Raw genomic sequence first — 23,735 nt, 5'->3', positions numbered from 1 at the left:
CCCCCGGCCATCCCTTGACAGGCCGGCATCGTAGCGGAATAATTCCGAATAATCAAACTCAGTTCCAAATAATGGAATTTACGGGAGAGTGCCGATGACAGGCCGCTATCCGGATCTTGCAGGACAGGGCGTTCTCGTCACCGGCGGCGGCTCGGGTATCGGCGCGGCGCTGGTGAAGGGCTTTGCCGCCGCTGGCGCCCGTGTCGCCTTTCTCGACATCGCCGAGGTTGAAAGCCGCAACCTCGTCTCGGAACTCGACGGAACGGTCGAGCATCTCCCCCTCTATATTAAGGCAGATCTGCGCGACATCGATGCACTGCGTGGAGCGGTCGAACGGGCCGCCACCGTGTTCGGCGGCCTTCGCGTGCTCGTCAACAATGCAGCGCGCGACGACCGGCACGACCTCGATACCGTCGAACCCGACTATTGGGACGAGAACCAGGCGGTGAACCTGCGCCATCATTTCTTCGCCGCCCAGGCCGTGGCGCCGCATATGCGCGCGGCCGGTGGCGGAGCGATCGTCAACTTCTCCTCGATCGCCTACCTGCTCAACATGGGCGAATTTCCCGGCTATGCCACCGCCAAGGCCGGCATTGTCGGCCTCACCAAGTCGCTTGCCGGCCGGCTCGGGCCGGACAATATCCGCGTCAACGCCATACTGCCCGGCATGGTGCTGACCGAGCGGCAGAAGCGCCTGTGGATCGACGAGAACGCGGTGGCCGGCGGCATCGCCCGCCAGTGCCTGAAGCGCTCGCTGATCGCCGACGACATGGTCGGCCCCTGCCTCTTCCTGGCGTCGGACGCCTCGGCCGCCATAACCGCACAAACGCTCATCGTCGACGGAGGCATGCTCTGATGACCACACCCGATACCGCCCCCGACGCCGCCTATGCCGCGGTCGACTGGGGAACTTCCAGCTTCCGCCTCTGGCTCGTCGGCAGGGACGGCGGCGTGATCGCCGAGCGCCGCAGCGGCGAAGGCATGACAACCGCCGCCCGCACCGGCTTTGCCGCGGTGCTGCAAGGCCATCTTGCCGCCGTCTCGGCCCCCGCGGACCTGCCGGCCCTCATCTGCGGCATGGCCGGCGCCAAGCAGGGCTGGGTCGAGGCCGGTTATCTCGATACGCCCGCCGCGCTTACCGACATTCCCGCCGCGGCCGTGCGCATTCCCGGCGTTTCCGCCGACATCCGCATCCTTCCCGGCCTTGCCCAGCGCGATGCGGCCGCACCCGATGTCATGCGCGGCGAGGAGACCCAGCTGCTCGGCGCGGCCGGCGCACTCGGCGACGGTGACCACCTCGTCTGCATGCCCGGCACGCACAGCAAATGGGTGCGCCTTTCCGGCGGCAAGGTGGCGGGCTTCTCCACCTTCATGACCGGCGAACTCTTCGAGGCGATTGCCAAGAACACCATCCTCAGCCACGCCATCGCCGAGGCGGGACCGGTTGCCGGCGACAACGCGGCCTTCCACGCCGCCGTCACGCGCATGGTCGCCAATCCGGCGCTGGCGACGAGCCAGATCTTCTCCGTGCGCGCCGGCTCGCTGATCGCGGGGCTTTCGCCCGTGGATGCCAAGGCGCGCCTTTCCGGCACGCTGATCGGCCTGGAGATCGCCGGCGCTCTCTCGCTCGTCGCCGAGGGCACGCCCGTTGCGCTGGTCGTGTCCGGCGGGCTCGGCGCACTCTACAAGGACGCCCTTGCCGCCGCCGGCATCTCCCCGTCCGTCATCGACGCCGACGCCGCCGTGCGCAACGGCCTTGCCGCGGGCGCAAGGGCGCTCTGGTCCCTCTGAACATGAACTGCAACGCGCATCCGCCCATCCCGGACGCGCTCTCCGAGAAAGCTGAACCGATGAACCGCATCCCCTTCCCCCCGATGAAGTACCCGCTGATCGCCATCCTGCGCGGCTTGAAGCCGAGCGAGACCGAAGCCGTCGTCGGCGCCCTGATCGAGACGGGCTTCACCGCGATCGAAATCCCGTTGAATTCGCCCGATCCCTTCACCTCGATCGAGACGGCCGTGAAGATGGCACCGGAGGGCTGCCTGATCGGCGCCGGCACCGTGCTCACCGTCGCCGATGTCAACCGGCTCGCCGACGTGGGCGGACGGCTGATGGTGAGCCCGAATGTCGAGCCCGACGTCATCTCCACCGCCGCCGCCAAGGGCATGGTGACGATGCCCGGCGTCTTCACCCCGACGGAAGCGCTCGCCGCCGCACGCGCCGGGGCAACGGGCCTCAAGTTCTTTCCCGCCAGCGTGCTCGGTCCGGCCGGCATCCAGGCGATCCGCGCCGTGCTGCCGGCCGAACTGGAGATCGCGGCCGTCGGCGGCGTCTCTGAAAAGAACTTTGCCGACTATGCCGCCATCGGCATCCGCAGCTTCGGCCTCGGCTCCAGCCTTTACAAGGTCGGCATGGGCGCCGACGAGGTGCGCAGCCGCGCCCGCGCGACGGTCGTAGCCTATGACGCCGTCTATGGAGGCAAGAAATGACCGAGATCCATTCCTTTACCGGCCGCACCCTCTGCGAGACGGCCTCGCAGCTCGGCGAAGGCCCGACCTACGATCCGGCGACGGGCAAGGCCTACTGGTTCGACATTACGGGCCAGATGCTGCATGAACTGCATCTTGCGACCATGACCAAGGCGACCCATGCGCTGCCGTTCCTCGGCAGCGTGCTGGCCGTCGTCGATCCGGAGCGCCAGCTCATCGTCTCCGACCGGGGGCTTTTCCTGCGCAAGGTCGCCGATGGAGCGCTCAGCCCCTATCTCACGCTGGAAGACAAGCCGCAGAACCGCTCCAATGACGGGCGCGTCCACCCGTCCGGCGCGCTCTGGGCGAGCACGATGGGCCGCACGGCGGAAAAACATTCGGGCGCGATCTACCACATCGCCGGCACGACGGTGACGAAGCTGTTCTCCAACGTCACGATCCCGAACGGCATCTGCTTCTCGCCGGACGGCAGCACCGGCTACTTCACCGATTCGCATGTCAACCACCTCATGCGCGTCGCGCTCGACCCGAAAACCGGCCTGCCCACCGGCACGCCCGAAGTGCTCAGCGACGAGACCGGCACGCCGGGCGACATCGACGGAGCGGTCTGCGATGCGGACGGGCTCATCTGGAACGCCCGCTGGGGTGCGAACGCCGTCGACGTCTACACGCCCGACGGCACGAAGATCGCCCGCCATCTGGTGCCGGCGTCGCAGGCCAGCTGCCCGGCCTTCATCGGCGACAAAGCCGATCGGCTCATGGTGACATCGGCCTGGCAGGGCCTGGAGGCGGCCGGTCGCCTTGCCGATCCGCATGCCGGCCAGACCTTCGAACTGGGCGTTGCGGTGAAGGGGCGTTTCGAGCCGGCATTCACGCTCTAAGGGCTCATCAAGCCGGGAGCGGCCTGCGATCCCGCGGCCGCTTCCTGCATCAAAAATGCATGGCAGCCATCAAAAAGAAGGCAATTTTTATCGGAACCAAAGCCCGGGGTCGTCGTTCCTTGTCCATCAACCGGTGTGGACGGCCCCTTTTCAAGACCGCCCCGCCTTGATGCCAACGAGACGAAAGGCAGGTTCAAAATGACCAAGAAATTTCTCACTTCCGTTGCCGCTGGTGCCCTTTTCCTCGGCGCGGCCATTGCCCCGGCAGCCTATGCCCAGGACACCAACCAGCCCGCCGCCGGCCAGACCCAGACGATGGAGCAGCAGCCGGGCATGACCGGCGATGACGCAACGGGCACCACGCCCGGAGACACCGCTGCAAACCCGACCACGCCTGCAACCGAGGATACGGCCCAGACGCCGGCAACGACCCCGACCGAGGACACGGCCCAGGCTCCGGCTGCCGGCGGTGACTATCTGACGGCCCAGTCGCCGGAGCAGATCAGCGCCAACACCTATCTCGGCCAGGCCGTCTACAACAGCGCCGACGAAAGCATCGGCAAGATCTCCGACCTGATCATGGAGAAGGACGGCGGCATTACCGCAGCCGTCGTCGGTGTCGGTGGCTTCCTGGGCATCGGTGAAAAATGGGTCGCGGTTCCGTTCGAGAAGATCTCGATCACGCAGGTCCCCGACACGGACGACGTCAAGCTGACGACGACCGAAACCGCCGAAAGCCTGCAGGCCGCGCCGGAATTCAAGACCACGGCGCAGCAGGTTGCCGAACGCCAGGCCAATACCCCGGTCGACACATCGACGACCTCGTCGACAACCGATACGGGCACGGCTCCGGCCACCACCCAGCCGGTCGAATAATCCGGCAGGCTCCGTCTGATCTCCAGCCCGGTGGCACATCCCTGCGCCACCGGGTTTTTCGTGCGCGGCCCAGAGGCCTCAATACCAGGCGTCGGCCATGGCGGCCTTCTTGCGGTCCATGTAGTCGCGGAGCGCCTCGTCGATCGCAGCATCCAGCGGCGGCGCTTCGTATTCGGCGAGCATCTTCTTCCATTGGCGGTTGGCACGGGTCGCCATGTCGGTCGAGCCGCCCTCCTCGCTCCATTTCTCGAAGGGCTCGTTGTCGGACAGCGCCGAATCCCAGAAGGCGGTCTGGTAGTTGCGCATCGTGTGGTCGCAGCCGAGGAAGTGGCTGCCGGGGCCGACCTGAAGGAAGGCGTCCATGGCGAGCGTGTTGTCGTCGACGGTGACGCCGGCGAGATAGGAATGCAGCGCGCCGCACAGATCCGCATCCATCACGAACTTCTCGTAGGACATGGAAAGCAGACCGTCGAGGAAGCCGGCGGAATGCAGGATGAAGTTCGCGCCGCAATGCACCGCCGACAGCATAGACATCAGCCCTTCCTGCATGGCCTGGCCGTCCGGCAGCTTGGAGTTGGAAAAATTGCCGGCACAGCGCAATGGCAGTTTCAGGCGCCGGGCGAGCTGGCCGACGACCATCGAGCCGATGGCGGGCTCCGGCGTGCCGAAGGTGGGCGAGCCTGACCGCAGCGACATGGAGGAGAGGAAGTTGCCGAAGATGACCGGCGACCCCTTGCGCTCCAGCTGGGTGAGCGCGCAGCCGGCAAGTGTTTCGGCAAAGGACTGGGCGATGGCGCCGGCATTGGTGACCGGCCCCATCGCGCCGCCGAGAATGAAGGGCACGATGACGGCGGCCTGGTTGGCGCGGGCGTAGGCGCGCAGGGACTTCGTCATGGTGCCGTCCCAGACGAGCGGCGAATTGACGTTGACATTGCCGAGGATGACACAGTTCCGGTCGACGAAATCGGCACCGAACAGGATGCGCGCCATATCGATGGAATCCTCCGCGCGCTCCTCCGCGGTGATCGAGCCCATGAAGGCGCGGTCGGAATACTTGATATGGCTGTAGACCATGTCGAGATGGCGCTTGTTGACGGGGATGTCGACCGGCTCGCAGATCGTGCCGCCGGAATGGTGCAGCCAGGGGCTCGACTGGGCGAGCTTGATGAAATTGCGGAAGTCCTCCAGCGTGCCGTAGCGCCGCCCCTTGTCGAGGTCCATGACAAAGGGCGAGCCATAGGCCGGCGAGAAGACCACCTTGTTGCCGCCGATCTGGACATTGTTGGCCGGGTTGCGGGCATGCTGGGTGAATTCGGCGGGCGCCGAGGAAACGATCTCACGCAGCATGCCGGGCTCGAAGCGCACGAGCAGACCCTCGACCTTCGCACCGGCCCGCTTCCAGTGGTCGATGGCGGCAGGATCGTCGCGGAACTCGATGCCGACTTCGGCGAGGATGCGGTCCGCTGCCCGCTCGATCTTCTGCAGGTTCTCCTCGGACAGCACATCATAGGTCGGGATGCCCCGCACGATATAGGGCACGCCGAGCGCCTTGGCGGCGCCATCCCGCCGGGCAGGTCGCGCCCTCCCCCTGCGTGCCGGTGCTTCGATCGTCGCTGCGTCTGCCATTGTCGCCTCCATAATCCTGGACGAGGCTAGGCGTGAAACGACGCCTTGTGACGCTGGAAAAAACTTACGAAGACTATAAGCTCCATTTATGGAAACCTTGCGCCGCCTGCTTCCCTCCGCCTCCAGTCTCATCATCTTCGAGGCTGCCGGGCGGCACCAGAACTTCACCCGCGCCGCCGCCGAACTCGGCATGACGCAGGCGGCCGTCTCCTATGCGGTGCGCAATCTCGAGGAGCAGCTGGGTGTCGCGCTCTTCCACCGCGTCCACCGCGCCGTGGAGCTGACCGATGCCGGCGAGCGCTTCCATGCGGACGTGACGCTTGGCCTGTCGCGCATCCAGAAATCGGCGGAAGACATCCGCGCCAAGGGGCGGGAGGCGAATGTGACGCTTGCCGCCTCCACCGCCTTCGCCTCGATGTGGATGCTGCCGCGGCTCGCCAAGCTGCGCGCCGATCTTCCCGACATCGACCTGCGCATCCAGACCAGCGTGCGCGATCTCGACCTCGACGAGGAGCCGATCCCGCTCGGCATTCGTGGCGGCGATCCGGCGAAGTGGCCACGCTATCATGCCGCGCTGCTGGCGCCGGAAGTGATCACGGCCGTCGCAAGCCCGGCCTTCGTGGAGAGCCGCGGGCATGCGACGACGCCGGAAGAACTCTTGAAGCTGCCGCTCATCCACCTGGAGGAGCCGGTGCGGGCGGCCTGCGACTGGCCGGAATGGTTCGCCAGCGCGGGTGTGCGCTATCCCGCGCAGGCGCGGCGGCTTGCCATCAACGACTATGTGCTGGTGATCCAGGCCGTGCTGGCGGGAGAAGGCGTCGCCCTCGGCTGGCGGCACCTCATCGACGGGCAGGTGCGCTCGGGCGCGCTCGTCACCGTCGGCGGCCATGTGCTGAGGACGAACGATGCCTTCCACGTCGTCTGGCCGCGCTCGCGCGAACTCAACGGGCCAGCCCGGCGGGTGCGGGACTGGCTTCTCGAGGAAGGCCGGCTGGGCCGCAGCGGCGAAGCCTGAAGATCAGCGGCGCAGGACCGGCTGTACCTCTTCATGGAAGAAGCGGAAATAGGAGGTGATCTGCGCAAGCGCATTGGTCGACAGCTTGTACTCGATGCCGAGGCGGCCGTTGGTGTACCAGCGTACCGTGCCGCTGAGGCGACCCAGCTCCTCGCTCTCGACCGTTACCAGCTGGCCGGCCATTGCCTGGATGGGTTTTTCCACATCGAAGGCCATGCCCGTCGGGGAAAGGTCGATGACCCGCGCCCGCGTCGATTGATGCATCACCCGCACCGTCGCGAAAATCCGGACCTTGGAACGGCTGTTCGCCCTGACGGGCATATCCTTGATGGTCGTCATCCGTGGCTCCACTCACGAACATTCACTCTGGAACCAACCATACCGCAGGTTGTTTGCCATCCGGCTAAACAAATGCCTGCAATTTTATCGAAGCGACCTGTTTCGGGACGACGCCTCAGGAGGCGGCACGGCCCTCGACGCTGACATAGCGATCGGAGAGGAAACGCATGGTTGCGACGGCATCCTGCGGCTTGCCGTAGAAATAGCCCTGCCCCATGCCGCAACCGAGTGCCTTCAGCTTCAGCGCCTCGGAAAAATCCTCGATGCCCTCGGCGACGACGGCAAGATCGAGACCCTCGCACATGGCGACGATCGCCTTGATGATGTGTTCGGAGGCCTTGTCGTTGGAAATGCGCGAGACGAAGGCGCGGTCGATCTTCACCTTGTCGAAGGCGAAGTCACGCAGGCGCCCGAGGCTCGACTGGCCCGTGCCGAAATCGTCGAGCGAGATGCGCACGCCCGCCGCACGCAGTTCCCCGACGATCTTCTGTGCGGTGTCGGCATCCGTCATCACCGCGGTCTCGGTGATCTCCAGCTCCAGCCGGCGCGGATCGAGCCCGGCGCGGTTGAGGATCGCCAGCGTGTTGAAGGCCGTCTTCGGGTCCATCAGCTGGGCGGAGGAGAGGTTGAACGAGAGGAACAGCTCCTTCGGCCAGGACAGCGCCGTCTCGGCGGCCTTGCGCAGGAGCGTGTCGGACAGCGCATCGATGAAGCCGCGCTCTTCGGCGAGCGGCACGAAGGTGGCGGGAGAAACGTAGCCGAGGTCGGCATCGCACCAGCGCGCCAGGGCCTCGAAGCCGACGACCGTGTCGTCACGCAGGCTGACGATCGGCTGGAAATGCACGTCCACCTCATTGGCGATGATGGCATTGCGCAGCGCCTGCTCGAGCTGCGTGGCGCGCTTCATCTCCTGGGCGATTTCCTGCGAATAGACGGTGATCTGGCCACGGCCGCGGCGCTTGGAACGGTAGAGGGCCGTGTCCGCGCTCTTCAGCAGCTCCGTGAAGTCCTCGCCGGCAAAGGGAAAGATGGCAAAGCCGAAGGAGGCCGAAAGGCGCACGTTGCGGTCGCCGAGGTCGAAGGGGGCCGAAAGCACCTCGCGCAGCATCTGGCCGATCTTCTCCGCGCCCTTGCGCTCGAAGACCAGCGGCAGCACGAAGGCGAACTCGTCGCCGCCATGGCGCGTGACGGTGGCGCCGTCGGGAATGCAGGCTTTCAGGCGATGGGCGACCTGGCAGAGGATCTCGTCCCCCGCACGCGGGCCGAAAAGGTCGTTGATCGGCTTGAAACCATCGAGATTGGCGATGCCGATGGCAAACGGTGCCGGGTCCTCTTCACGCTCCTTGGCGATCTGGCGCACCTTGTCGCGCAGCCGGTAAAGGTTGCCGAGCCCGGTCAACGGGTCCGTATAGGCCATGGCGTGGAGGTCAGTCTGGGAAACATCCAGCGCTGCAGGATCAGCAGACTTCATCAATGATTTCCCGTACTTGCACGCGACCTCCGAGGATGGTTCCACGATGAGGCATGACCGTTAACAAAAACATAGCAAACAATCGTCACTCCTGCCCACCGGCCTCCCCAAATCTGGGGAGTTGACGCGCCTGCGTTGTATTTTTGCGGGCGCAGGACACCCATATTGACAGGCAAGCAGAGGTAACGCAATTTCTGGTTTCAGACGGCACGGACTTGAAGTCGCGAAAAATTTGCGACCCGGGCCGTCGGCATCGTCCGGATGCGGCTGTTTTGCGAGGAGAACAGGCAATGTCGACCATCAGCACCTATTCCACCATCGGCAATTTCTCCACGAGCACGCTCGCGGAAACGGTCGCCCTGCTTGCCAAACGCATTTCTCCAAGCACGGTCAGCTTCAACACGGACGGCACCGCAAGCGTGTCCGTCACCGTCAACGGCCAGACGGTGAAGGCCATCTTCTCCAACCCCTCGGGCACGGTCGACGGATTGGATGCCGACTTCAGCCTCATCCAGTTCCGCAATGCCGGCAACGCATTGACGCTGGAGATCAGCCTCGCCGACCTGAGCCTCAACGACTTCAAGCAGCACACCACGACCGCGACGGCCCTCGACCTGCTTTTCCTCGAAGACGACTATATCAGCGGTGACGACGGCGACGACGTCATCCGCGGATATGACGGCGACGACAACATCTGGGGCTATGGCGGCGACGACTTCCTCGGCGGCGGCAACGACGCGGACATGCTCTCGGGCGGCAGAGGCAACGATTCGCTCGCCGGCGGCGCGGGTCTGGACACGCTGTACGGCGAGGATGGCAAGGATGTCCTCAACGGAGAAAGCGGCAATGACGAGCTTTACGGCGGCTCCGGCAACGATCTTCTCAAGGGCGGCACCGGCAACGACTGGATGAACGGCGACAGCGGACGGGATACGATCGAAGGGGGCAAGGGCGCCGACATGATGCGTGGCGGCTCCGGCCGGGATGTCTTCGTGTTCAAGTCCGTCACGGATTCCACCGTCAAGGAAGCCGGCCGCGACATGATCTCCGACTTCTCGGAGGGGTCGGGCGACAAGATCGACCTCTCGGCGATCGACGCCAGCACGAAATCCGGCGGCAACCAGACGTTCAAGTTCGTCGGCGACGGCGGTTTTCACAAGAAGGCTGGCGAACTGCGCTTCAAGCAGTATGAGAGCGAAACCTACGTCTACGGGGATACGAACGGCGACGGCAAGGCTGATTTCGCGATCGGCTTCTCCGGCCTCATCGATTTCACCAAGGCCGATTTCATTCTCTGAACGCCCTCGCGGGCGGTCGCCTCACGCGACCGCCTTCTCCCTGCCAGAGGAGACATAGCGGCGGTAGATCGCCTCGATCATGTCGGGGCTGACCGGCTTGGTGATATAGTCGTCCATGCCGGCATCCATGCAGTTCTGCATGTCGACATTGAGCGCCTGGGCGGTGACGGCAACGATGGGCGTGTGGGTGCCCGTCAGCTTCTCCGCCTCGCGGATCTCCATCGCGGCATCTATGCCGTTCATCACGGGCATGGAAATGTCCATCAGCACGAGGCGAGGCTGGTGCTTGCGCCAGAGCATCACCGCCTCCTCGCCATTCTCGGCGATGCGGTGCGAAATGCCCATGCCCTCGAGGATCTGCGAGAAGACGAACTGGTTGATCTGGTTGTCCTCGGCGACGAGCACCTCGATGTCGCCGACGGCACCCGGCAGCATGACGGAAATGTCCGTTGCTATGTACCAGTCGTCCGATAGCGACACCGGTGTGAGGATGTCGCCGAGCGGCGATGCGTTCTCCGAGAGAAGTTCGTGCTCTTCGACGAGCGTGCGCATGAAATCCGGGCCGATGCCGTCCGGTACGATAACCCGCGTTGCAATGCCCCGGTCGTTGGAAAGGATTCGCTCGTGGTCCGGCAGGTTGTTGTCGATCACCACGAGATCGACCGACAGGCCCTCGCGGGCCGCAAGGGCGAGGAAGGCATCGTGTTCGTAGACGCTGTGCACCGCGCAGCAATCCGCCCCGCGTGCCCGGAACTCGCCGACCAGGATCTCCTCGATGCGGGGATTGGGCGTGGCGACCAGGGCACGCTTGCCGGAAAGCGCCCGCAGTTCGTCGCCGTTCAACTGTTCGAGGAGCAAGCGCCGCTCGGCGTCGCGCACCGGATCGAAGCAGTTCTGCGCCTCGACGAAGCCGCCGGGCACGCTGAGCAGCACGTCGCCGTCATCCGACACGGCCCTGTTGCCGGCAGCGAGCGCCGTCACGTCTTCCATCACCGTGACGATGGCATGGTGCCCCGGGGCGCCGATGCGGTACTTCCGGGTGATGGCGTAGAGATCGGTACCGTCGGCGCGGATGACGTGCTCCGGCACGCTGTAGGGCTCGCCCGTTTCCAGCACCATGCGGTCGGAGCGCTCGATGCGCTCGGCATTCTCCGCATCCGCCAGATCCCAGACAGAGCGGCCGAGAATGCCGTCGGCATTGGCATTGTAGATCGCGCAGAAGGCTTTGTTGGCCGCGATATAGGTGAAATTGCGATCCTTGATGACGACCGGCGACGGCAGGGTCTCGAGGATCTCCTCGGTGAGCGCGATGCGCTCGAGATCCGAGCGCCACTGCTCCTCCTGCTTCTTCTGCTCGGAGACGTCGACCAGCGTGGTGACATTGTAGCCGCTCGGCAGGCGGCGCTTGCGGAAATGGATCCAGCGGTCGCGGCCGAGCCGTTCCACGGCGTCGTACTGCTCGCGCCAGTGGGCCGAGATGCGGTTGGAAATCCACTCCTCGCGGTTGACGGCCTTGTGGCGCTGCTCGGGCGGAATGCCGTAGCGCACGCCGCTGTCGAAAATGGCGCTCAGCACATCGCGCAGCCGCGTGCCCGGCTTCAGCGTATCGGCGGGAATGGGGAAGTAGCGCAGGACCTGGCGGCTGGCGAAGACGAGGCAATCGTTCTTGTCGTAGACGATCACGGCGGCGGCGAGGATATCGCACGCGGCTTCAAACATACCCAGCCGGATGTTCGCGTCTGGCGACGCTACATCATTCATAGTGGCAGACCTCGCCTGTCTGGCATTCCCGGACGCATGCTGATCGGTGCATCCTGCACCTTCGGACAGAGGGGAATGACAGCGGCCAGCGACGCTGAAATTGTCCACCGGGAAACCGGCCGGCTTGTGTTCATACAAACCTGCGCGCACGTTGGCAGCTTTTTATTAAAGCCTGATTAAACGATTTCAGGTCGCCGGGCGCCGCGGGGCGGGATAAGCCAACTTGCCCCTTCCAAGGCCTCGCCGAATCCGCGAAAATGGCAGCATGACGATCAGGCAGCTTTCCGAAACTCTCATCAACCAGATTGCCGCAGGCGAGGTGATCGAACGGCCGGCAAGCGCCGCCAAGGAGCTGATCGAGAACGCGCTGGATGCGGGGGCGACGCGCATCGAGATCGCAACGGCCGGCGGCGGAAAGACGCTGCTGCGTGTCACCGACAATGGCGGCGGCATGGCGCCTGCGGATCTGGAACTGGCCATCCGCCGGCATTGTACCTCGAAACTCGACAAGGACCTTACCGACATCCGCACGCTCGGCTTCCGCGGCGAGGCGTTGCCCTCCATCGGCTCGGTGGCCAAGCTCTCGCTGCTCAGCCGCACGGCCGAGGCCGGCGAGGGCGCCGAGATCAGCGTGACCGGCGGCAAGGTGGCGCCCGTGCGGCCAGCCGCGGCCAATCGCGGCACGGTTGTCGAGGTGCGCGACCTCTTTTTCGCCACGCCCGCCCGGCTGAAATTCCTGAAGAGCGAGAAGGCGGAAGCCTCCGCCATTTCTGACGTCGTGCGGCGCATGGCGATCGCCTTTCCGCATGTGCGCTTCGTGTTGTCGGGCTCCGACCGCACGACGCTGGAATTTCCAGCGACAGGCACCGACAGGCTCGCCCGCATCGCGCAGGTGCTCGGCCGCGATTTCCGCGACAACGCCATCGAGATCGACGCGGCGCGCGAGGGTGTCGGATTGACCGGCTTTGCCGGCGTGCCGACCTTCAACCGCGGCAACAGCCTCAACCAGTTCGCCTTCGTCAACGGCCGGCCGGTGCAGGACAAGCTGATCTGGTCGGCGCTGCGCGCGGCCTATGCCGAGACCATTCCGCACGGGCGCTATCCGGTGGCGGTCCTGGCGATCGACATCGACCCGGCACTCGTCGACGTCAACGTGCATCCGGCGAAATCCGACGTGCGCTTCCGTGACCCGGGCCTGGTGCGCGGCCTCATCATCGGCGCGATCCGCGAGGCGCTCGCCCGCGAGGGCGACCGGGCCTCCACCACGGGCGCAAGCGGCCTCATGCGCGCCTTCCGGCCGGAGGCGCAGCGCCCGCAGACGCCCTGGAGCCCGGCCGCCTCGCCCTACCGCCCCTTCGAGGCGGCAAGCGCTCCCGCGCCGCATTTCAGCGAGAGGCAGACCGGTTTTGCCGATTTCGCCGCGCCGTCGGCACGCAGCGAACCGGTCTTCGCCCCTTCCCCGGCAACGCCGCGGGAAGAGGAACCGCCGCAGCGCCACCCGCTCGGCGCAGCACGCGCGCAATTGCACGAGAACTACATCGTCGCCCAGACCGAGGATGGGCTCGTCATCGTCGACCAGCATGCCGCGCATGAGCGGCTGGTCTTCGAGGCGATGCGCAACGCCCTCCATGCCCGGGCGGTACCGGCGCAGGCCCTGCTCATCCCCGAGATCGTCGATCTTTCCGAGGACGATTGCGACCGGCTGGTGTCCCATGCGGAGGAATTCTCCCGCCTCGGCCTCGGCATCGAGCGCTTCGGACCGGGCGCCGTCGCCATCCGCGAGACGCCGGCCATGCTCGGCGAGATGGACGCCGTCGGGCTCGTGCGCCAGCTTGCCGACGAACTTGCCGAATGGGACACGGCGAGCGGGCTGAAGAACAAGCTGGAATACCTTGCCGCCACCATGGCCTGCCACGGCTCCGTGCGCTCGGGCCGGCGCATGCGGCCGGAGGAGATGAACGCGCTCCTGCGCCAGATGGAGGCGACGCCCGGCTCCGGCCAGTGCAACCACGGCCGGCCGACCTATATCGAGCTCAAGCTTTCCGATATCGAGCGCCTGTTCGGGCGGAGCTAGAGCATTTCCAGCCGAAGCGAAATCGCTTCGGCGTCGGATAACGCGGTAAAACAAGAATCCAGAGTATTTCCGGTGAACCGGAGTTCACCGGAAATGCTCTGGGCGGAAGGCGTGGCCCGTTCTTCCAACGCCTGCCCCTTCACGGGTGCGACAGCGAAAAGGCTGGAAATTTCGCCGCGGCCGGGATATGGCACGGTATCGACCGCGCAGCCGGCGCGTGCCCCTTGATGAGACGGATATTGAAATCGATGATGAACCGTTTTGAAGGACGCGGCAGCCGCGAAGCGAAGATCCGCTATCTCGACGGCGATTTCCAGATCCTGATGCCCGGCTCGCACGTCATCTGCGCGATGACCGGTGAGACGGTGCCCGTCGACGAGCTGCGCTACTGGAGCGTCGCGCGGCAGGAACCCTATGCCACCGCCGAGGCCTCGCTCGAGGCCGAAAAGCGCGCCGGCGCCCTGCCCACGCAGAAGAAGCAATAGACCGTAGAGACTGTCTGAAGGGGCGGATCCCCTGTCGGTCTCTGCCTGTCCCTGCCCTCTTCCGCTACTTCGCGGCCAGCCGGTGCAGCTTGCGCCGCCTTGCGCCGACGATCGCCGCGTCGATGATCGCGTCCAGCCCCTTGGGGTCGTCGAAACGGATCTCCACCTCGATCACACGGCTCTTCTCCTTCAACTCCTCCGCGCGGCCATGCTCGCCGGCGAGGCGAACGCTGTCCTTGGCGGTGGTGACGAGCTGGTATCCGACACCCTCGGCATGGTCGAGAATCTCCGATACCTCGTCCTCGGAAAGATGATGGTGATCGGGGAAACTGCGCGTCACGTAGAGATGCGCGCCCGTCTCGGTGACGGTACGGAAGAATTTCTCGTTGTCGGCGATGCCCGACCAGGCCATGACGACCTTTTCGACGAGGTCCTCGGCACCGACGGTGACGAGGGTGGCCGAATGGATCGCCTTGCCGGCGCGTGCCGCCTGACGGATCAGCGCATCGGCGGCGTTGCCGTTGCCGATCGCCAGAAGCGCATTCGCCTGGCGCATCTGCTCGTCGAGCGGCGCGCGCACCGGCCCGCCCGGCACCAGATGGCCGTTGCCGATGCCGCGGCGGCTGTCGATGACGAGCAGCGCATAGTCGAAGGTCAGCTGCGCGCTCTGGAAACCATCGTCCATGATGATGAGGTCTGCGCCCTCCTCCACCAGCTTGCGCGCACCCTTGACGCGCCGGCGGGCAATCACGGTCAGCGCCTCGCGGGCGAGCAGCAGCGGCTCGTCGCCAACCGCACGGGCACGGTGGTGCTGAGGATCGACGACGGTGGTGACGTCGAGCGAGCCGCCATAACCGCGTGACAGGAAGCCGGGCTTGAGGCCGCGCGCCTTGGCGGCGCGGGCGAGCGCGATCGCCGTCGGCGTCTTGCCGGCCCCGCCCACGGTGAAATTGCCGACGCAGATGACGGGCACGGCCACCTCGGCGCGCCGACCCTTGCGCATGCGGCGGCCGGCGATCAGGCCGTAGAGGCGGGAGACCGGCCAGAGCGCATAGGCCCGCCAGTCCGGCTTCGTCCACCAGAAAGGCGGCGCTTCACTTACCATTCCGTCCCCCGCGGGCGTCCCGGCCCGGTCTCTTGCAGCAAACGCGAGAAGTTGCGGAAAATCAACCGGGGGGATTTGCATCGGCGTTGCGGGAGCGTGGCCTGCCCCTCATCCGCCTGCCGGCACCTTCTCCCCGCAAGCGGGGAGAAGGACGGCTTTGCACGGCCTTGCCACAAGTCCCTTCTCCCCGCCTGCGGGGAGAAGGTCGCGGCAGCGGGATGAGGGGCTGCCCTCACCGCTCACGCCACCGGTCGCGCGACGGCCGCCTCCGGGAGGAGCGGGACGAGTTCGGTGATGTCGGCGAGGCAATAGTCGGAGGCATCCGCCAGCGATTCCCGCGAGCCGGTGCCCGTCAGCACCGCGACGTTGAGGCCCGCACCGGCATTGCGGCCCATATGCATGTCGTGATTGTTGTCGCCGACGACGGCGACCTGGTGCGGCGCAAGACCCGTCGCCGCACAGAAGCCGAGCACCATGCCCGGCTGCGGCTTGGTGCCGAAGCCGCTGTCGTAACCCGCGACATAGTGCAGGTAGTCCTCGAAGCCGAAGCGTTTTGCCGTCGCGCGGATCGAGGCCTCGTTGTCGCTGGAGGCAACCCCGAGCCAGTAGCCGCGGGCATGCATGGTGGCGAAGAACTGGGCAAGGTCGGTGACGGCGACGGCAAGCTGCGCCGAATTGGCGAAGAGGCTGTCGAAATGGGTGGCCAGCGCCTCCACCGTGAAGGGCGCACCGGCCGCGACCATGCCCTCGGCGATCTCCACCGTGTTGCCGGCGGCCAGCAGGCTGTCGGGCGTGACGTAGCCGGTGTCGGGATCCATGCCGCCCGCCACGAGCAGCTTGCGGGCTAGCGCCTCGTCGCCGGCGGCAGCGATGCGGGCGAGTTCGTAGTTCACCGGCACCCAACTCTTGGCATAGTCGAGCAGCGTCCCGTCCTTGTCGAAGAGGATGCCGGAAATGGTCTCGGTCTTGGACATGACACGCCTTTCGTCAGGACGTCTGGCGCGGATGCAACCGTGCCTTCACAGTGAGCGGGTTGATGTAGGGCTCCAGCCCCTTGATGGTGGCGCGCAGCGCACCGCGCATCTCCTGCACGGTTTCCTGCCCCGCCTCGATCATCTGCTTGCGCATCTCGTCGTTGACGAGCAGGTAGTGCACGCCCTTGGCCAGCATCTCCGTGTCGCGCACCATCTTGGCGCTGCCGTTGCGGGCGAGCTGCTGATAGGCCTCGCGGAAATTCTGCACATTGCCGCCCGACAGGATCGCGCAGCCGAGCATGGCCGGCTCCAGCGGGTTCTGCCCGCCTTCGGCAAACAGCGAGCGGCCGACGAAGGCGATCTCCGTCATGCGCAGATAGAGCCCCATCTCGCCGATCGTGTCGCCGAGGAAGATGTCGGTCTCCGGCGTCAGAACGTCGCCGCGCGTGCGCCGGGCAACCTTCAGGCCCCGCGCCTCCAGCATGTCGGCGATGGCGTCGCTGCGCTCGGGATGGCGCGGCACGATGATGGTGAGCAGGCCCGTGCGTTCCTTCAGCACGCGGTGCACGTCGCCGGCGGCCGCCTCCTCTCCCTCGAAGGTGGAGATCGCCGCCCAGGTGCGACGGCCCTGAATCTGGTCGAGATAGCCGCGCAGCACGGCGGAATCGACCGGCGGCGCATCCGTATCCACCTTGAGATTGCCGGAAACGAGCACCGGCAGGGCGCCGAGCGTGCTGAAACGGTCGGCGTCGAGATCCGACTGGGCGATGACGAGCGCGAAATTCTCGAAGATGGCGTCGGCGACGGCATGGCGCCGCTTCCAGCGCGGGAAGGAGCGATCCGAGATGCGGCCGTTGACCAGGACCTGCGGGATGTGACGCTTGCCGAGTTCCAGGATGGTCATCGGCCAGATCTCCGACTCCGCCATGATGGCGAGATCGGGATGCCAGTATTCCAGGAAGCGGCTGATCGCCGGCTTCAGGTCGAGCGGCACATATTGGTGGATGACGTCCGTGCCCAGGCGGTCGCGCACGACCTTCGCCGAGGTGATCGTGCCCGTCGTCAGGAGCACCGCGATGCCGCGACGGCGCACTTCCTTGATGAGCGGGATGACCGCATTGGTCTCACCGACGCTGGCCGCATGGAACCAGACGAGCGGCCCCGCCGGGCGCGGCACGCCGGCATAGCCGTAGCGCTCGCGGCGGCGGGAACGGTCTTCCTTGCCCTTGGCGGCGCGGAAGGTGAGATAGGGGCCAACGATCGGATAGAGCGCGACGCCGCCCCAGCGATAAAGCGAAAGCGCGAAACGGGCGAGGCGCCGGCTCATGCGCGAGCGCCCTTGGTTGCGGCTTTCGTCTTGTTCGGGATCATGGAAGGTCCGGTCTCTGGTTCGGCGCGGCCTTCTGCCGCGCGGAACGGTGTCGGGAAACGCGCCTCAGTTCTGCTGCGGATCCAGAAGCCGGTGCATGTGCACGATGAAATAGCGCATATGCGCATTGTCCACGGTCTGCTGTGCCTTCGACTTCCAGGCGGCAAGTGCGGAGGCATAATCAGGGAAGATTCCGACGATATCGAGAGCGTTGAGATCACGGAACTGCATATCTGCCAGCGTCGTCAGTTCGCCGCCGAAGACCAGATGCAGGAGCTGTTTCGGTTCTTTGCTGTCGGTCATGTTTTCTCTCTTTTTATGATGCCGATTTCGGCAATGGGTTTGCGGTATTCCGCATCAAAGGTCAATGGCCGGCAAGATGCCTGGAGGCCTCGACAAGCCCGGAAAGCCTGGACAATCCGGCCGCAGCCAGCGTCTCGTGGCTGACGGCCGGCCGGTTGTAGGACAGCGCCGCGCCGTCGAGCGTGACAAGCGCTCCGCCGGCCTGTTCAAGGATGAGGTCGGCGGCCGCCAGATCCCAGTCGTGCGCATTGCGCTTCACCAATGTCGCATCGATGCGCCCGTCCGCCACCATGGCGAGGCGGTAGGCGAGCGAGGGCACATGCGAGATGCGCTGCACGCCGCCGATCATGTGGCGGTCGATGCCGTGCGCCATGTCCTCCGGCGCGGCGATGCGTGTCGGGCGGGCCGCATCCGGATCGGTCGCGTGGATCGGCGCGCCGTTCTTCAGCGCAGCGCCGCCGGCGGCCGCGGTAAAAAGCTCGTCGAGCGCCGGCGCGAAGAGCACGCCGGCGACGGGGCGGCCCCGATGCACGACGGCGGCGCTGACACACCAGACGTCCTTGCCGGCAATGAAGGCGCGTGTGCCGTCGATCGGGTCGATGACGAAGACGGTCTCGCGGTTGAGCCTGCCGGCATCGTCATCGGTCTCCTCCGAGAGCCAGCCGTAGTTCGGCCGGGCGGAGAGCAATTCCGTCTTGAGGATATCGTTGGCCGCAAAGTCGGCCGCGCTGACCGGCGAACGGCCACCGTTCTTCCACCAGACCTCCGGTCCCTTGCGGAAAAAATCGAGCGCCCTGGCCCCTGCAAGCCGCGCGGCACCGACCAGGAGATCAAGGTCGGCGGTCCAGGCGGTGGCGGGGCTCGGCATGGTCTCACGTCCCGGCAAGCGTCATGCCTTCGATGGCAAGCGTCGGCGCGGCGACGCCGAAGGAGCGGTCGATGTCGCTTGCCGGCGTGATGCGCAGGAACATGTCGACGAGGTTGGAGGCGATCGTCACCTCCGATACCGCGAAGGTGAGTTCGCCATTCTCGATCCAGTAGCCGGAGGCCCCGCGCGAGTATTCGCCCGTCACCATGTTGACGCCCTGGCCGATCAGCTCGGTGACGTAAAAGCCGGTGCCGACGGAGCGGATCAGGTCCTCCGGCGAGATGTCGCCCGGTTCGAGCGCAAGGTTCGTCGAGGCGGGGTTGACCGCCGTGCCGCCGCGCACGCCGCGACCGTTGGTCTTAAGGCCGAGCTCGTTGGCGGTGGAGGTGGACAGGAACCAGTGCCGGAGCACGCCGTCCTCGATCATCGCGAGCCGCTCGCCACGCACGCCCTCGCCGTCGAAGGGGCGCGAGGACGAACCGCGCACGATCAGCGGATCATCGGTGACGGAAAGGCCCGCCTTCAGCACCTGCTGGCCCATGCGGTCGCGCAGGAAACTCGTCTTGCGGGCGACCGACGCGCCGTTGAGCGCGCCGGCAATGTGGCCGGTTATGCCGCGCGACACGCGCGGATCGTAAACGACGGTGACGTTCTTGGCCGTCGGCACCTGACGCGGATTGAGCCGGCGCACCGCGCGGGCGGCCGCCTCGCGGCCGATCTCCCCGGCGTCGCGCAAGTCGGCGAAATAGAGGCTCGAATCGAAGTCGTAGTCACGCTCCATCTTCGTGCCCTCGCCCGCGATGACGCTGACGGAGCGGCCGAAGCGGCTGGCGCTGTAGGCGCCGGAAAAGCCGTGCGAGGTGGCGAGCACCAGGCCGCCCATGCCGGCGGAGGCCCCGCCGCCACCGGAATTGGTGATGCCGGGGACCGCGAGCGCGGCGGCCTCCGCGGCAAGCGCGGCCTCGGTCAGCTGCTCGGCAGAAACCTCGGTCGGATCGAAGAGCTCGAGATCTGGCCAGTCCTTCGCAAGATCGGCCTTGTCGGCGAGCGTCGCATAGGGGTCTTCCGGCGAGGCCTTGGCCATGGCGACGGCCCGCTCGGCGAGCACCTTCAGGTCGAAGCCGGGATTGGCCGAGACGCTGGCGACGCGCCGGCCGACGAAGACGCGCAGCGAGAAATCATCGCTCTCGGAGGCTTCGGTGCCCTCGACCTTGCCGAGCCGTACACTGACGGAGGAGGAGCGGCCCCGGACGACGACGGCATCGGCCGCATCCGCCCCCGCTTGAATGGCGCGGTCGATGAGTTCACCGGCACGCGCGAGAAGGCTTGCGGAATCGATCGTCTCTGACATGACTTGGCCTTTCTTTGCTGCCCCATTTATTGTGCAGTCGCACGGGCATCAAGGGAGGCCGCTCCTTTTTTGCCGCGTTGCCGGCGCTCCTTCAGAAGAAAGCCCTCCGCATGCCCTATACCCACAGCCCGTACAACGAGGTTCTGCTGATGCTCGGAGGGGCGCTGCTGGCCGCGCCGATCTTCAAGCGGCTCGGTCTCGGCACCATTCTCGGCTATCTCGCCGCCGGCGTGGTGATCGGCCCGATCCTGCACCAGATCCGCGACGGCGAGGAATTGCTGGGGGTCGCCGAACTCGGCGTCGTCTTCCTGCTCTTTCTGATCGGGCTGGAACTGAAACCCTCGCGGCTCTGGGCGATGCGGCACGACATCTTCGGACTCGGCATGGCGCAGGTCGTGCTCACGGGCCTGGCGCTCGCCAGCCTGACCCTCGCCTTCGGCCTCGAGCGATGGGACGGGGCGCTGATCATCGGCTTCGGCCTCGCGCTCTCCTCCACGGCCTTTGCCATGCAGATCCTCGACGAGCGGGGCGACACCAACACGCGCTACGGCCAGCGGGCCTTTTCCATGCTGCTCCTGCAGGATCTCGCCATCGTGCCGTTGCTGGCGCTGATCCCGCTGCTGGCCGAACAGGCGCCGGAAGACACGACGACGGCCTTCCAGGACTTCCTCATCGCCATCGGCGCCATCGCGGCGCTGTTTGCCGCCGGCCGCTATCTGCTCAACCCGCTGTTCCAGGTGATCGCCCGCACCGGCGCGCGCGAGGCGATGATCGCCGCCGCGCTCTTCGTCGTGCTGGCCGCCGCCATGCTCCTTCAGATGGCCGGGCTCTCCATGGCCATGGGCGCCTTCCTCGCTGGCGTTCTGCTTGCCGATTCCTCCTATCGCCATGAACTGCAGGCGGATGTGGAGCCGTTCCGCGGTATCCTGCTCGGCCTGTTCTTCATGGCGGTCGGCCTGTCGCTGCAACTGGACGTGATCTTTTCCAGCTGGCTGACGGTCCTTGTCGCCACGCCCATCGTGATGCTGGTGAAGAGCCTCGTCATCTACGGCCTCTGCCGCCTCACCGGATCCCCGCACAATGACGCGGTGCGCATCGCGCTCGTGCTGCCGCAGGGCGGCGAATTCGGCTTCGTGCTGTTCACCGCGGCTGCCGCCGCCGGCATCTTTTCCGGCGGCCTCGCCTCGCTGCTCGTCGCCATCGTCACCATCTCGATGGCGCTGACGCCGATCGCCGCGGCGCTTTCGCGCTTCCTGCTCGTCGAGGACATCGAGGAAGAGATGGAGGAGGATTTCGAGGGGGCGGGCGCAGACGTCTTGATGATCGGCTTTTCGCGTTTCGGCCAGATCGCCGCGCAGATCCTTCTTGCCGGCGGACGCGAGGTCACCGTCATCGACCATTCGACCGACCGCGTGCGCCAGGCGGCAAGCTTTGGCTTCCGCATCTATTTCGGCGACGGCACGCGCAAGGACGTGCTGCGCGCCGCCGGCATCGAGCGCGCCAAGATCGTCGCCATCTGCACCCAGGGCAAGGCGACGACGGACCGCATCGTCGATCTCGTGCAATCGGAATATCCCAACGCCACGCTCTTCGTGCGCTCCTACGACCGCGTGCACACGCTGTCGCTGCGCGGGCGCGGCGTGCAGCACGACGTGCGCGAAACCTTCGAATCCGCCCTCGTCTTCGGGCGGGAAACGCTGGAGGAGCTTGGCGTGGAGCCGGATGACGCCCAGGCGATCGGCGACGACATCCGCCGCCGCGACATCGCCCGGCTGGAACTGCAAGCCGCCGAAGGCCTCACCGCCGGCCGGCACATGCTGCACACGAAGCCGGTGAAGCCGGAGCCGCTGGTCAAGCCGAAGAAACTGGCACTGAGCGATGTGGACGAAGAGGAAAGCGCGTGAGGGCGGGCCATTCACCCGGGAATCCTCCCTCCGCCCGGCAGGACAACGAGAGGTATGCCCACCGCAGACGACGATCTCAAACCGCCGACAACTTCTCGTCCAACGCCCGCTTCAGCTCGTCACGGATGCCGGCGGAGGCGGCCAGCACTTCCTCGGCCTTGACGAAATCGAGCACGCGGAAGCGGCCGACATCGGGACGGAGAAAGATGTCCGGTGCGCCCTTTTCCAGTTTCAGCGTCACGATGGAGCGCATGGTGAGCTGGGTGGCACCGTAGAGGCTGTCGATGCTGTTGGGCACGTCGGCCGTGCCGGCAGGCGGGTGGCCGATGACATCGACTCCGATAGTGATGTCGGCCTTGCCGAGCAGGTGATCGAAGGGCACGGGGTTCCACAGGCCACCGTCGATCATCACCCGGCCGCTTATCACCACCGGGCGGAAGACAGCGGGCAGCGCAGCGGAGGCGGCGATGGCCGGAAAGAGCGGACCGCTGTCGCAGACGCATTCGCACTGGGCGTAATAATCCGCCGTGACGACCTTCAGCGGGATCGACAGGTCCTCGAAGGTCTCCGGCAGGGTCTCCGGCAGGAAGGCCTTGAGGATGCGCTCCAGATTGAACTGGCCGACGCGGAAGCCGCCGGCGACCACATCGGAAAACCGGGTGGGCCGGAGGCTCCAGAGGCGGTTCATGATGCGGCTCGGATGGCCGATGGCGGCGAGCGTGTGCTCGCGGATCTCCCGGCCCGTCATGCCGGCCGCCATGGCCGCCCCCATGACGGCGCCGATCGAGGCGCCCGATATCAGCACCGGCCGGATGCCGAGTTCGTCCAGCACCTCGATGACATGGATATGGGCGAGCCCGCGCGCGCCGCCCCCGCCCAGCGCGACGGCGACGGTCGGGCCGTGCGCTTGTGGCTGGCTTGCGGAAACGAGGGCATCGGTCATGGCTCAGGTCTCCGGTTCGTTGCGGCAGCGCCGGCGAAAGGATCAGCCGGGGCGATAGCGGTAGAAATGCATGCGCGTCTCACCGAAGGTGCGGACCTCCAGGAGTTCGTAACAATCGACGACGGCAGGCTGAATATCGGCGCGCTCCTCGAGGATCGCAAGGGCGCCCTCCACCAGCCAGCCGCCACGGGCGGCCGCATCCAGCGCCCGCTCGCCAAGGCCTTTTGCATAGGGCGGATCGGCGAAGAGCAGGTGGAACGGTTCCATCGTGCCGACGCCGCCGAGCGACGTCGCATCGCGCCGGAAGATCTTCGCACGGCCGATCACGCCGAGCGCCTCGATGTTGGAATGCAGAAGCCCCCTGCCCTCGACGCCCTGCTCGACGAAAAGCGCCGCACGCGCACCGCGTGACAGCGCCTCGAGGCCGACGGCGCCGGTGCCTGCGAAGAGATCGAGCACGCGCGTGCCGTCGAGCGCCTCGGGATAGGCGTGCGAGAGGATATTGAACAGGCTTTCGCGCATGCGGTCCGTCGTCGGGCGGATGTCGTCCGATTTCGGCGTCGCAAGCGAACGGCCGCGGAATTCACCGCCGACGATGCGCAC

Annotated in this window: 22 protein-coding genes; 10 read left to right on the top strand and 12 right to left on the bottom strand. The window is 66.2% G+C overall.

All coding sequences use genetic code 11. The features are described 5' to 3' along the window. Nucleotides 1-94: 94 nt before the first annotated feature. The 5 genes from AKG11_RS07105 (at nucleotide 95) to AKG11_RS07085 (ending at nucleotide 4,246) form a co-directional block, all read left to right on the top strand. The gene (locus AKG11_RS07105; protein WP_050743413.1) at nucleotides 95-856 is read left to right on the top strand and encodes an SDR family NAD(P)-dependent oxidoreductase; all 762 of its coding nucleotides are present in this window, start codon (nucleotides 95-97) and stop codon (nucleotides 854-856) included. Beyond that, nucleotides 856-1,791, top strand: a complete 936-nt coding sequence (locus tag AKG11_RS07100; RefSeq protein WP_050743412.1) for a 2-dehydro-3-deoxygalactonokinase — start codon at nucleotides 856-858, stop codon at nucleotides 1,789-1,791. The genes AKG11_RS07105 and AKG11_RS07100 overlap by 1 nt, the downstream gene beginning before the upstream one ends. Nucleotides 1,792-1,850: 59 nt before the next feature. After that, nucleotides 1,851-2,489 (top strand): 2-dehydro-3-deoxy-6-phosphogalactonate aldolase, encoded by a 639-nt coding sequence (locus tag AKG11_RS07095; RefSeq protein WP_050743577.1) that lies wholly within the window; start codon nucleotides 1,851-1,853, stop codon nucleotides 2,487-2,489. Beyond that, complete coding sequence (locus tag AKG11_RS07090; protein ID WP_023514077.1) at nucleotides 2,486-3,370, top strand: SMP-30/gluconolactonase/LRE family protein; 885 nt, start codon at nucleotides 2,486-2,488, stop codon at nucleotides 3,368-3,370. The genes AKG11_RS07095 and AKG11_RS07090 overlap by 4 nt, the downstream gene beginning before the upstream one ends. 198 nt (nucleotides 3,371-3,568) lie before the next feature. Further along, entirely contained in the window at nucleotides 3,569-4,246 is a 678-nt protein-coding gene (locus tag AKG11_RS07085; protein WP_050743411.1) for a PRC-barrel domain-containing protein, read from the top strand. A 78-nt stretch (nucleotides 4,247-4,324) separates the two neighbouring features. Here the strand turns inward: AKG11_RS07085 and AKG11_RS07080 are convergent, their stop codons facing one another. Then, a complete protein-coding gene (locus AKG11_RS07080; protein ID WP_245290243.1) occupies nucleotides 4,325-5,872 on the bottom strand; it encodes a trimethylamine methyltransferase family protein in 1,548 nt (515 codons plus the stop codon). A gap of 88 nt (nucleotides 5,873-5,960) precedes the next feature. On the opposite strand from AKG11_RS07080, the gene AKG11_RS07075 reads away from it, so the two are divergent. Continuing rightward, nucleotides 5,961-6,887, top strand: a complete 927-nt coding sequence (locus AKG11_RS07075) for a LysR substrate-binding domain-containing protein (protein WP_023514080.1) — start codon at nucleotides 5,961-5,963, stop codon at nucleotides 6,885-6,887. A gap of 3 nt (nucleotides 6,888-6,890) precedes the next feature. Here AKG11_RS07075 and AKG11_RS07070 read toward each other — a convergent pair whose 3' ends face one another. After that, nucleotides 6,891-7,226 (bottom strand): PilZ domain-containing protein, encoded by a 336-nt coding sequence (locus AKG11_RS07070; protein ID WP_023514081.1) that lies wholly within the window; start codon nucleotides 7,224-7,226, stop codon nucleotides 6,891-6,893. Between the two features lie 115 nt (nucleotides 7,227-7,341). Continuing rightward, on the bottom strand, nucleotides 7,342-8,697 hold the full coding sequence (locus AKG11_RS07065; RefSeq protein ID WP_023515451.1) for a putative bifunctional diguanylate cyclase/phosphodiesterase: 1,356 nt from the start codon (nucleotides 8,695-8,697) through the stop codon (nucleotides 7,342-7,344). A 290-nt stretch (nucleotides 8,698-8,987) separates the two neighbouring features. Here AKG11_RS07065 and AKG11_RS07060 point away from each other — a divergent pair, with 290 nt between their 5' ends. Continuing rightward, complete coding sequence (locus tag AKG11_RS07060; RefSeq protein ID WP_050743409.1) at nucleotides 8,988-9,995, top strand: calcium-binding protein; 1,008 nt, start codon at nucleotides 8,988-8,990, stop codon at nucleotides 9,993-9,995. Between the two features lie 21 nt (nucleotides 9,996-10,016). Here AKG11_RS07060 and AKG11_RS07055 read toward each other — a convergent pair whose 3' ends face one another. After that, nucleotides 10,017-11,714: a response regulator gene (locus tag AKG11_RS07055; protein WP_050743408.1), complete on the bottom strand. Its 1,698-nt coding sequence runs from the start codon at nucleotides 11,712-11,714 to the stop codon at nucleotides 10,017-10,019. A 307-nt stretch (nucleotides 11,715-12,021) separates the two neighbouring features. Here AKG11_RS07055 and mutL point away from each other — a divergent pair, with 307 nt between their 5' ends. Next, on the top strand, nucleotides 12,022-13,830 hold the full coding sequence (gene mutL, locus AKG11_RS07050) for a DNA mismatch repair endonuclease MutL (protein WP_023515454.1): 1,809 nt from the start codon (nucleotides 12,022-12,024) through the stop codon (nucleotides 13,828-13,830). A gap of 251 nt (nucleotides 13,831-14,081) precedes the next feature. After that, nucleotides 14,082-14,315 carry a DUF2093 domain-containing protein gene (locus AKG11_RS07045; RefSeq protein ID WP_050743407.1) on the top strand — a complete coding sequence of 78 codons (234 nt, stop codon included), beginning with the start codon at nucleotides 14,082-14,084 and terminating at the stop codon, nucleotides 14,313-14,315. A gap of 64 nt (nucleotides 14,316-14,379) precedes the next feature. On the opposite strand, the gene lpxK is transcribed toward AKG11_RS07045, so the two are convergent. From lpxK to AKG11_RS07015, 6 genes are all read right to left on the bottom strand, one after another. After that, a complete protein-coding gene (gene lpxK / locus AKG11_RS07040; protein ID WP_050743406.1) occupies nucleotides 14,380-15,420 on the bottom strand; it encodes a tetraacyldisaccharide 4'-kinase in 1,041 nt (346 codons plus the stop codon). 239 nt (nucleotides 15,421-15,659) lie between these two features. Beyond that, entirely contained in the window at nucleotides 15,660-16,394 is a 735-nt protein-coding gene (locus AKG11_RS07035) for an HAD family hydrolase (protein ID WP_023516989.1), read from the bottom strand. 13 nt (nucleotides 16,395-16,407) lie between these two features. Beyond that, nucleotides 16,408-17,721 carry a lipid IV(A) 3-deoxy-D-manno-octulosonic acid transferase gene (gene waaA, locus AKG11_RS07030; protein WP_023516990.1) on the bottom strand — a complete coding sequence of 438 codons (1,314 nt, stop codon included), beginning with the start codon at nucleotides 17,719-17,721 and terminating at the stop codon, nucleotides 16,408-16,410. A gap of 108 nt (nucleotides 17,722-17,829) precedes the next feature. Continuing rightward, entirely contained in the window at nucleotides 17,830-18,066 is a 237-nt protein-coding gene (locus tag AKG11_RS07025; RefSeq protein ID WP_024271172.1) for a DUF4170 domain-containing protein, read from the bottom strand. Between the two features lie 61 nt (nucleotides 18,067-18,127). Next, entirely contained in the window at nucleotides 18,128-18,934 is an 807-nt protein-coding gene (locus AKG11_RS07020; protein ID WP_050743405.1) for a 3'(2'),5'-bisphosphate nucleotidase CysQ, read from the bottom strand. Nucleotides 18,935-18,938: 4 nt separating this feature from the next. Next, nucleotides 18,939-20,285: a TldD/PmbA family protein gene (locus tag AKG11_RS07015; protein ID WP_050743404.1), complete on the bottom strand. Its 1,347-nt coding sequence runs from the start codon at nucleotides 20,283-20,285 to the stop codon at nucleotides 18,939-18,941. A gap of 110 nt (nucleotides 20,286-20,395) precedes the next feature. Here AKG11_RS07015 and AKG11_RS07010 point away from each other — a divergent pair, with 110 nt between their 5' ends. Beyond that, the gene (locus AKG11_RS07010; RefSeq protein ID WP_050743576.1) at nucleotides 20,396-22,189 is read left to right on the top strand and encodes a monovalent cation:proton antiporter-2 (CPA2) family protein; all 1,794 of its coding nucleotides are present in this window, start codon (nucleotides 20,396-20,398) and stop codon (nucleotides 22,187-22,189) included. Between the two features lie 76 nt (nucleotides 22,190-22,265). On the opposite strand, the gene AKG11_RS07005 is transcribed toward AKG11_RS07010, so the two are convergent. Next, a complete protein-coding gene (locus AKG11_RS07005; RefSeq protein WP_050743403.1) occupies nucleotides 22,266-23,132 on the bottom strand; it encodes a patatin-like phospholipase family protein in 867 nt (288 codons plus the stop codon). Between the two features lie 42 nt (nucleotides 23,133-23,174). Further along, complete coding sequence (gene rsmD, locus AKG11_RS07000; RefSeq protein ID WP_050743402.1) at nucleotides 23,175-23,735, bottom strand: 16S rRNA (guanine(966)-N(2))-methyltransferase RsmD; 561 nt, start codon at nucleotides 23,733-23,735, stop codon at nucleotides 23,175-23,177.

Origin of the sequence: Shinella sp. SUS2 (assembly GCF_001262505.1) — a bacterium.
Taxonomy (GTDB): domain Bacteria; phylum Pseudomonadota; class Alphaproteobacteria; order Rhizobiales; family Rhizobiaceae; genus Shinella.
The sequence above is the reverse complement of the archived record's forward strand: the minus strand, read 5'-3'. Positions and strand labels throughout refer to the sequence as shown.

Bases quoted from the DNA above. Each gene is read 5' to 3' on its own strand.
- AKG11_RS07105 (WP_050743413.1), top strand. From the start codon at position 95: ATGACAGGCCGCTATCCGGATCTTGCAGGACAGGGCGTTCTCGTCACC.
- AKG11_RS07100 (WP_050743412.1), top strand. From the start codon at position 856: ATGACCACACCCGATACCGCCCCCGACGCCGCCTATGCCGCGGTCGAC.
- AKG11_RS07095 (WP_050743577.1), top strand. From the start codon at position 1,851: ATGAACCGCATCCCCTTCCCCCCGATGAAGTACCCGCTGATCGCCATC.
- AKG11_RS07090 (WP_023514077.1), top strand. From the start codon at position 2,486: ATGACCGAGATCCATTCCTTTACCGGCCGCACCCTCTGCGAGACGGCC.
- AKG11_RS07085 (WP_050743411.1), top strand. From the start codon at position 3,569: ATGACCAAGAAATTTCTCACTTCCGTTGCCGCTGGTGCCCTTTTCCTC.
- AKG11_RS07080 (WP_245290243.1), bottom strand. From the start codon at position 5,872: ATGGCAGACGCAGCGACGATCGAAGCACCGGCACGCAGGGGGAGGGCG.
- AKG11_RS07075 (WP_023514080.1), top strand. From the start codon at position 5,961: ATGGAAACCTTGCGCCGCCTGCTTCCCTCCGCCTCCAGTCTCATCATC.
- AKG11_RS07070 (WP_023514081.1), bottom strand. From the start codon at position 7,226: ATGACGACCATCAAGGATATGCCCGTCAGGGCGAACAGCCGTTCCAAG.
- AKG11_RS07065 (WP_023515451.1), bottom strand. From the start codon at position 8,697: ATGAAGTCTGCTGATCCTGCAGCGCTGGATGTTTCCCAGACTGACCTC.
- AKG11_RS07060 (WP_050743409.1), top strand. From the start codon at position 8,988: ATGTCGACCATCAGCACCTATTCCACCATCGGCAATTTCTCCACGAGC.
- AKG11_RS07055 (WP_050743408.1), bottom strand. From the start codon at position 11,714: ATGTTTGAAGCCGCGTGCGATATCCTCGCCGCCGCCGTGATCGTCTAC.
- mutL (WP_023515454.1), top strand. From the start codon at position 12,022: ATGACGATCAGGCAGCTTTCCGAAACTCTCATCAACCAGATTGCCGCA.
- AKG11_RS07045 (WP_050743407.1), top strand. From the start codon at position 14,082: ATGAACCGTTTTGAAGGACGCGGCAGCCGCGAAGCGAAGATCCGCTAT.
- lpxK (WP_050743406.1), bottom strand. From the start codon at position 15,420: ATGGTAAGTGAAGCGCCGCCTTTCTGGTGGACGAAGCCGGACTGGCGG.
- AKG11_RS07035 (WP_023516989.1), bottom strand. From the start codon at position 16,394: ATGTCCAAGACCGAGACCATTTCCGGCATCCTCTTCGACAAGGACGGG.
- waaA (WP_023516990.1), bottom strand. From the start codon at position 17,721: ATGAGCCGGCGCCTCGCCCGTTTCGCGCTTTCGCTTTATCGCTGGGGC.
- AKG11_RS07025 (WP_024271172.1), bottom strand. From the start codon at position 18,066: ATGACCGACAGCAAAGAACCGAAACAGCTCCTGCATCTGGTCTTCGGC.
- AKG11_RS07020 (WP_050743405.1), bottom strand. From the start codon at position 18,934: ATGCCGAGCCCCGCCACCGCCTGGACCGCCGACCTTGATCTCCTGGTC.
- AKG11_RS07015 (WP_050743404.1), bottom strand. From the start codon at position 20,285: ATGTCAGAGACGATCGATTCCGCAAGCCTTCTCGCGCGTGCCGGTGAA.
- AKG11_RS07010 (WP_050743576.1), top strand. From the start codon at position 20,396: ATGCCCTATACCCACAGCCCGTACAACGAGGTTCTGCTGATGCTCGGA.
- AKG11_RS07005 (WP_050743403.1), bottom strand. From the start codon at position 23,132: ATGACCGATGCCCTCGTTTCCGCAAGCCAGCCACAAGCGCACGGCCCG.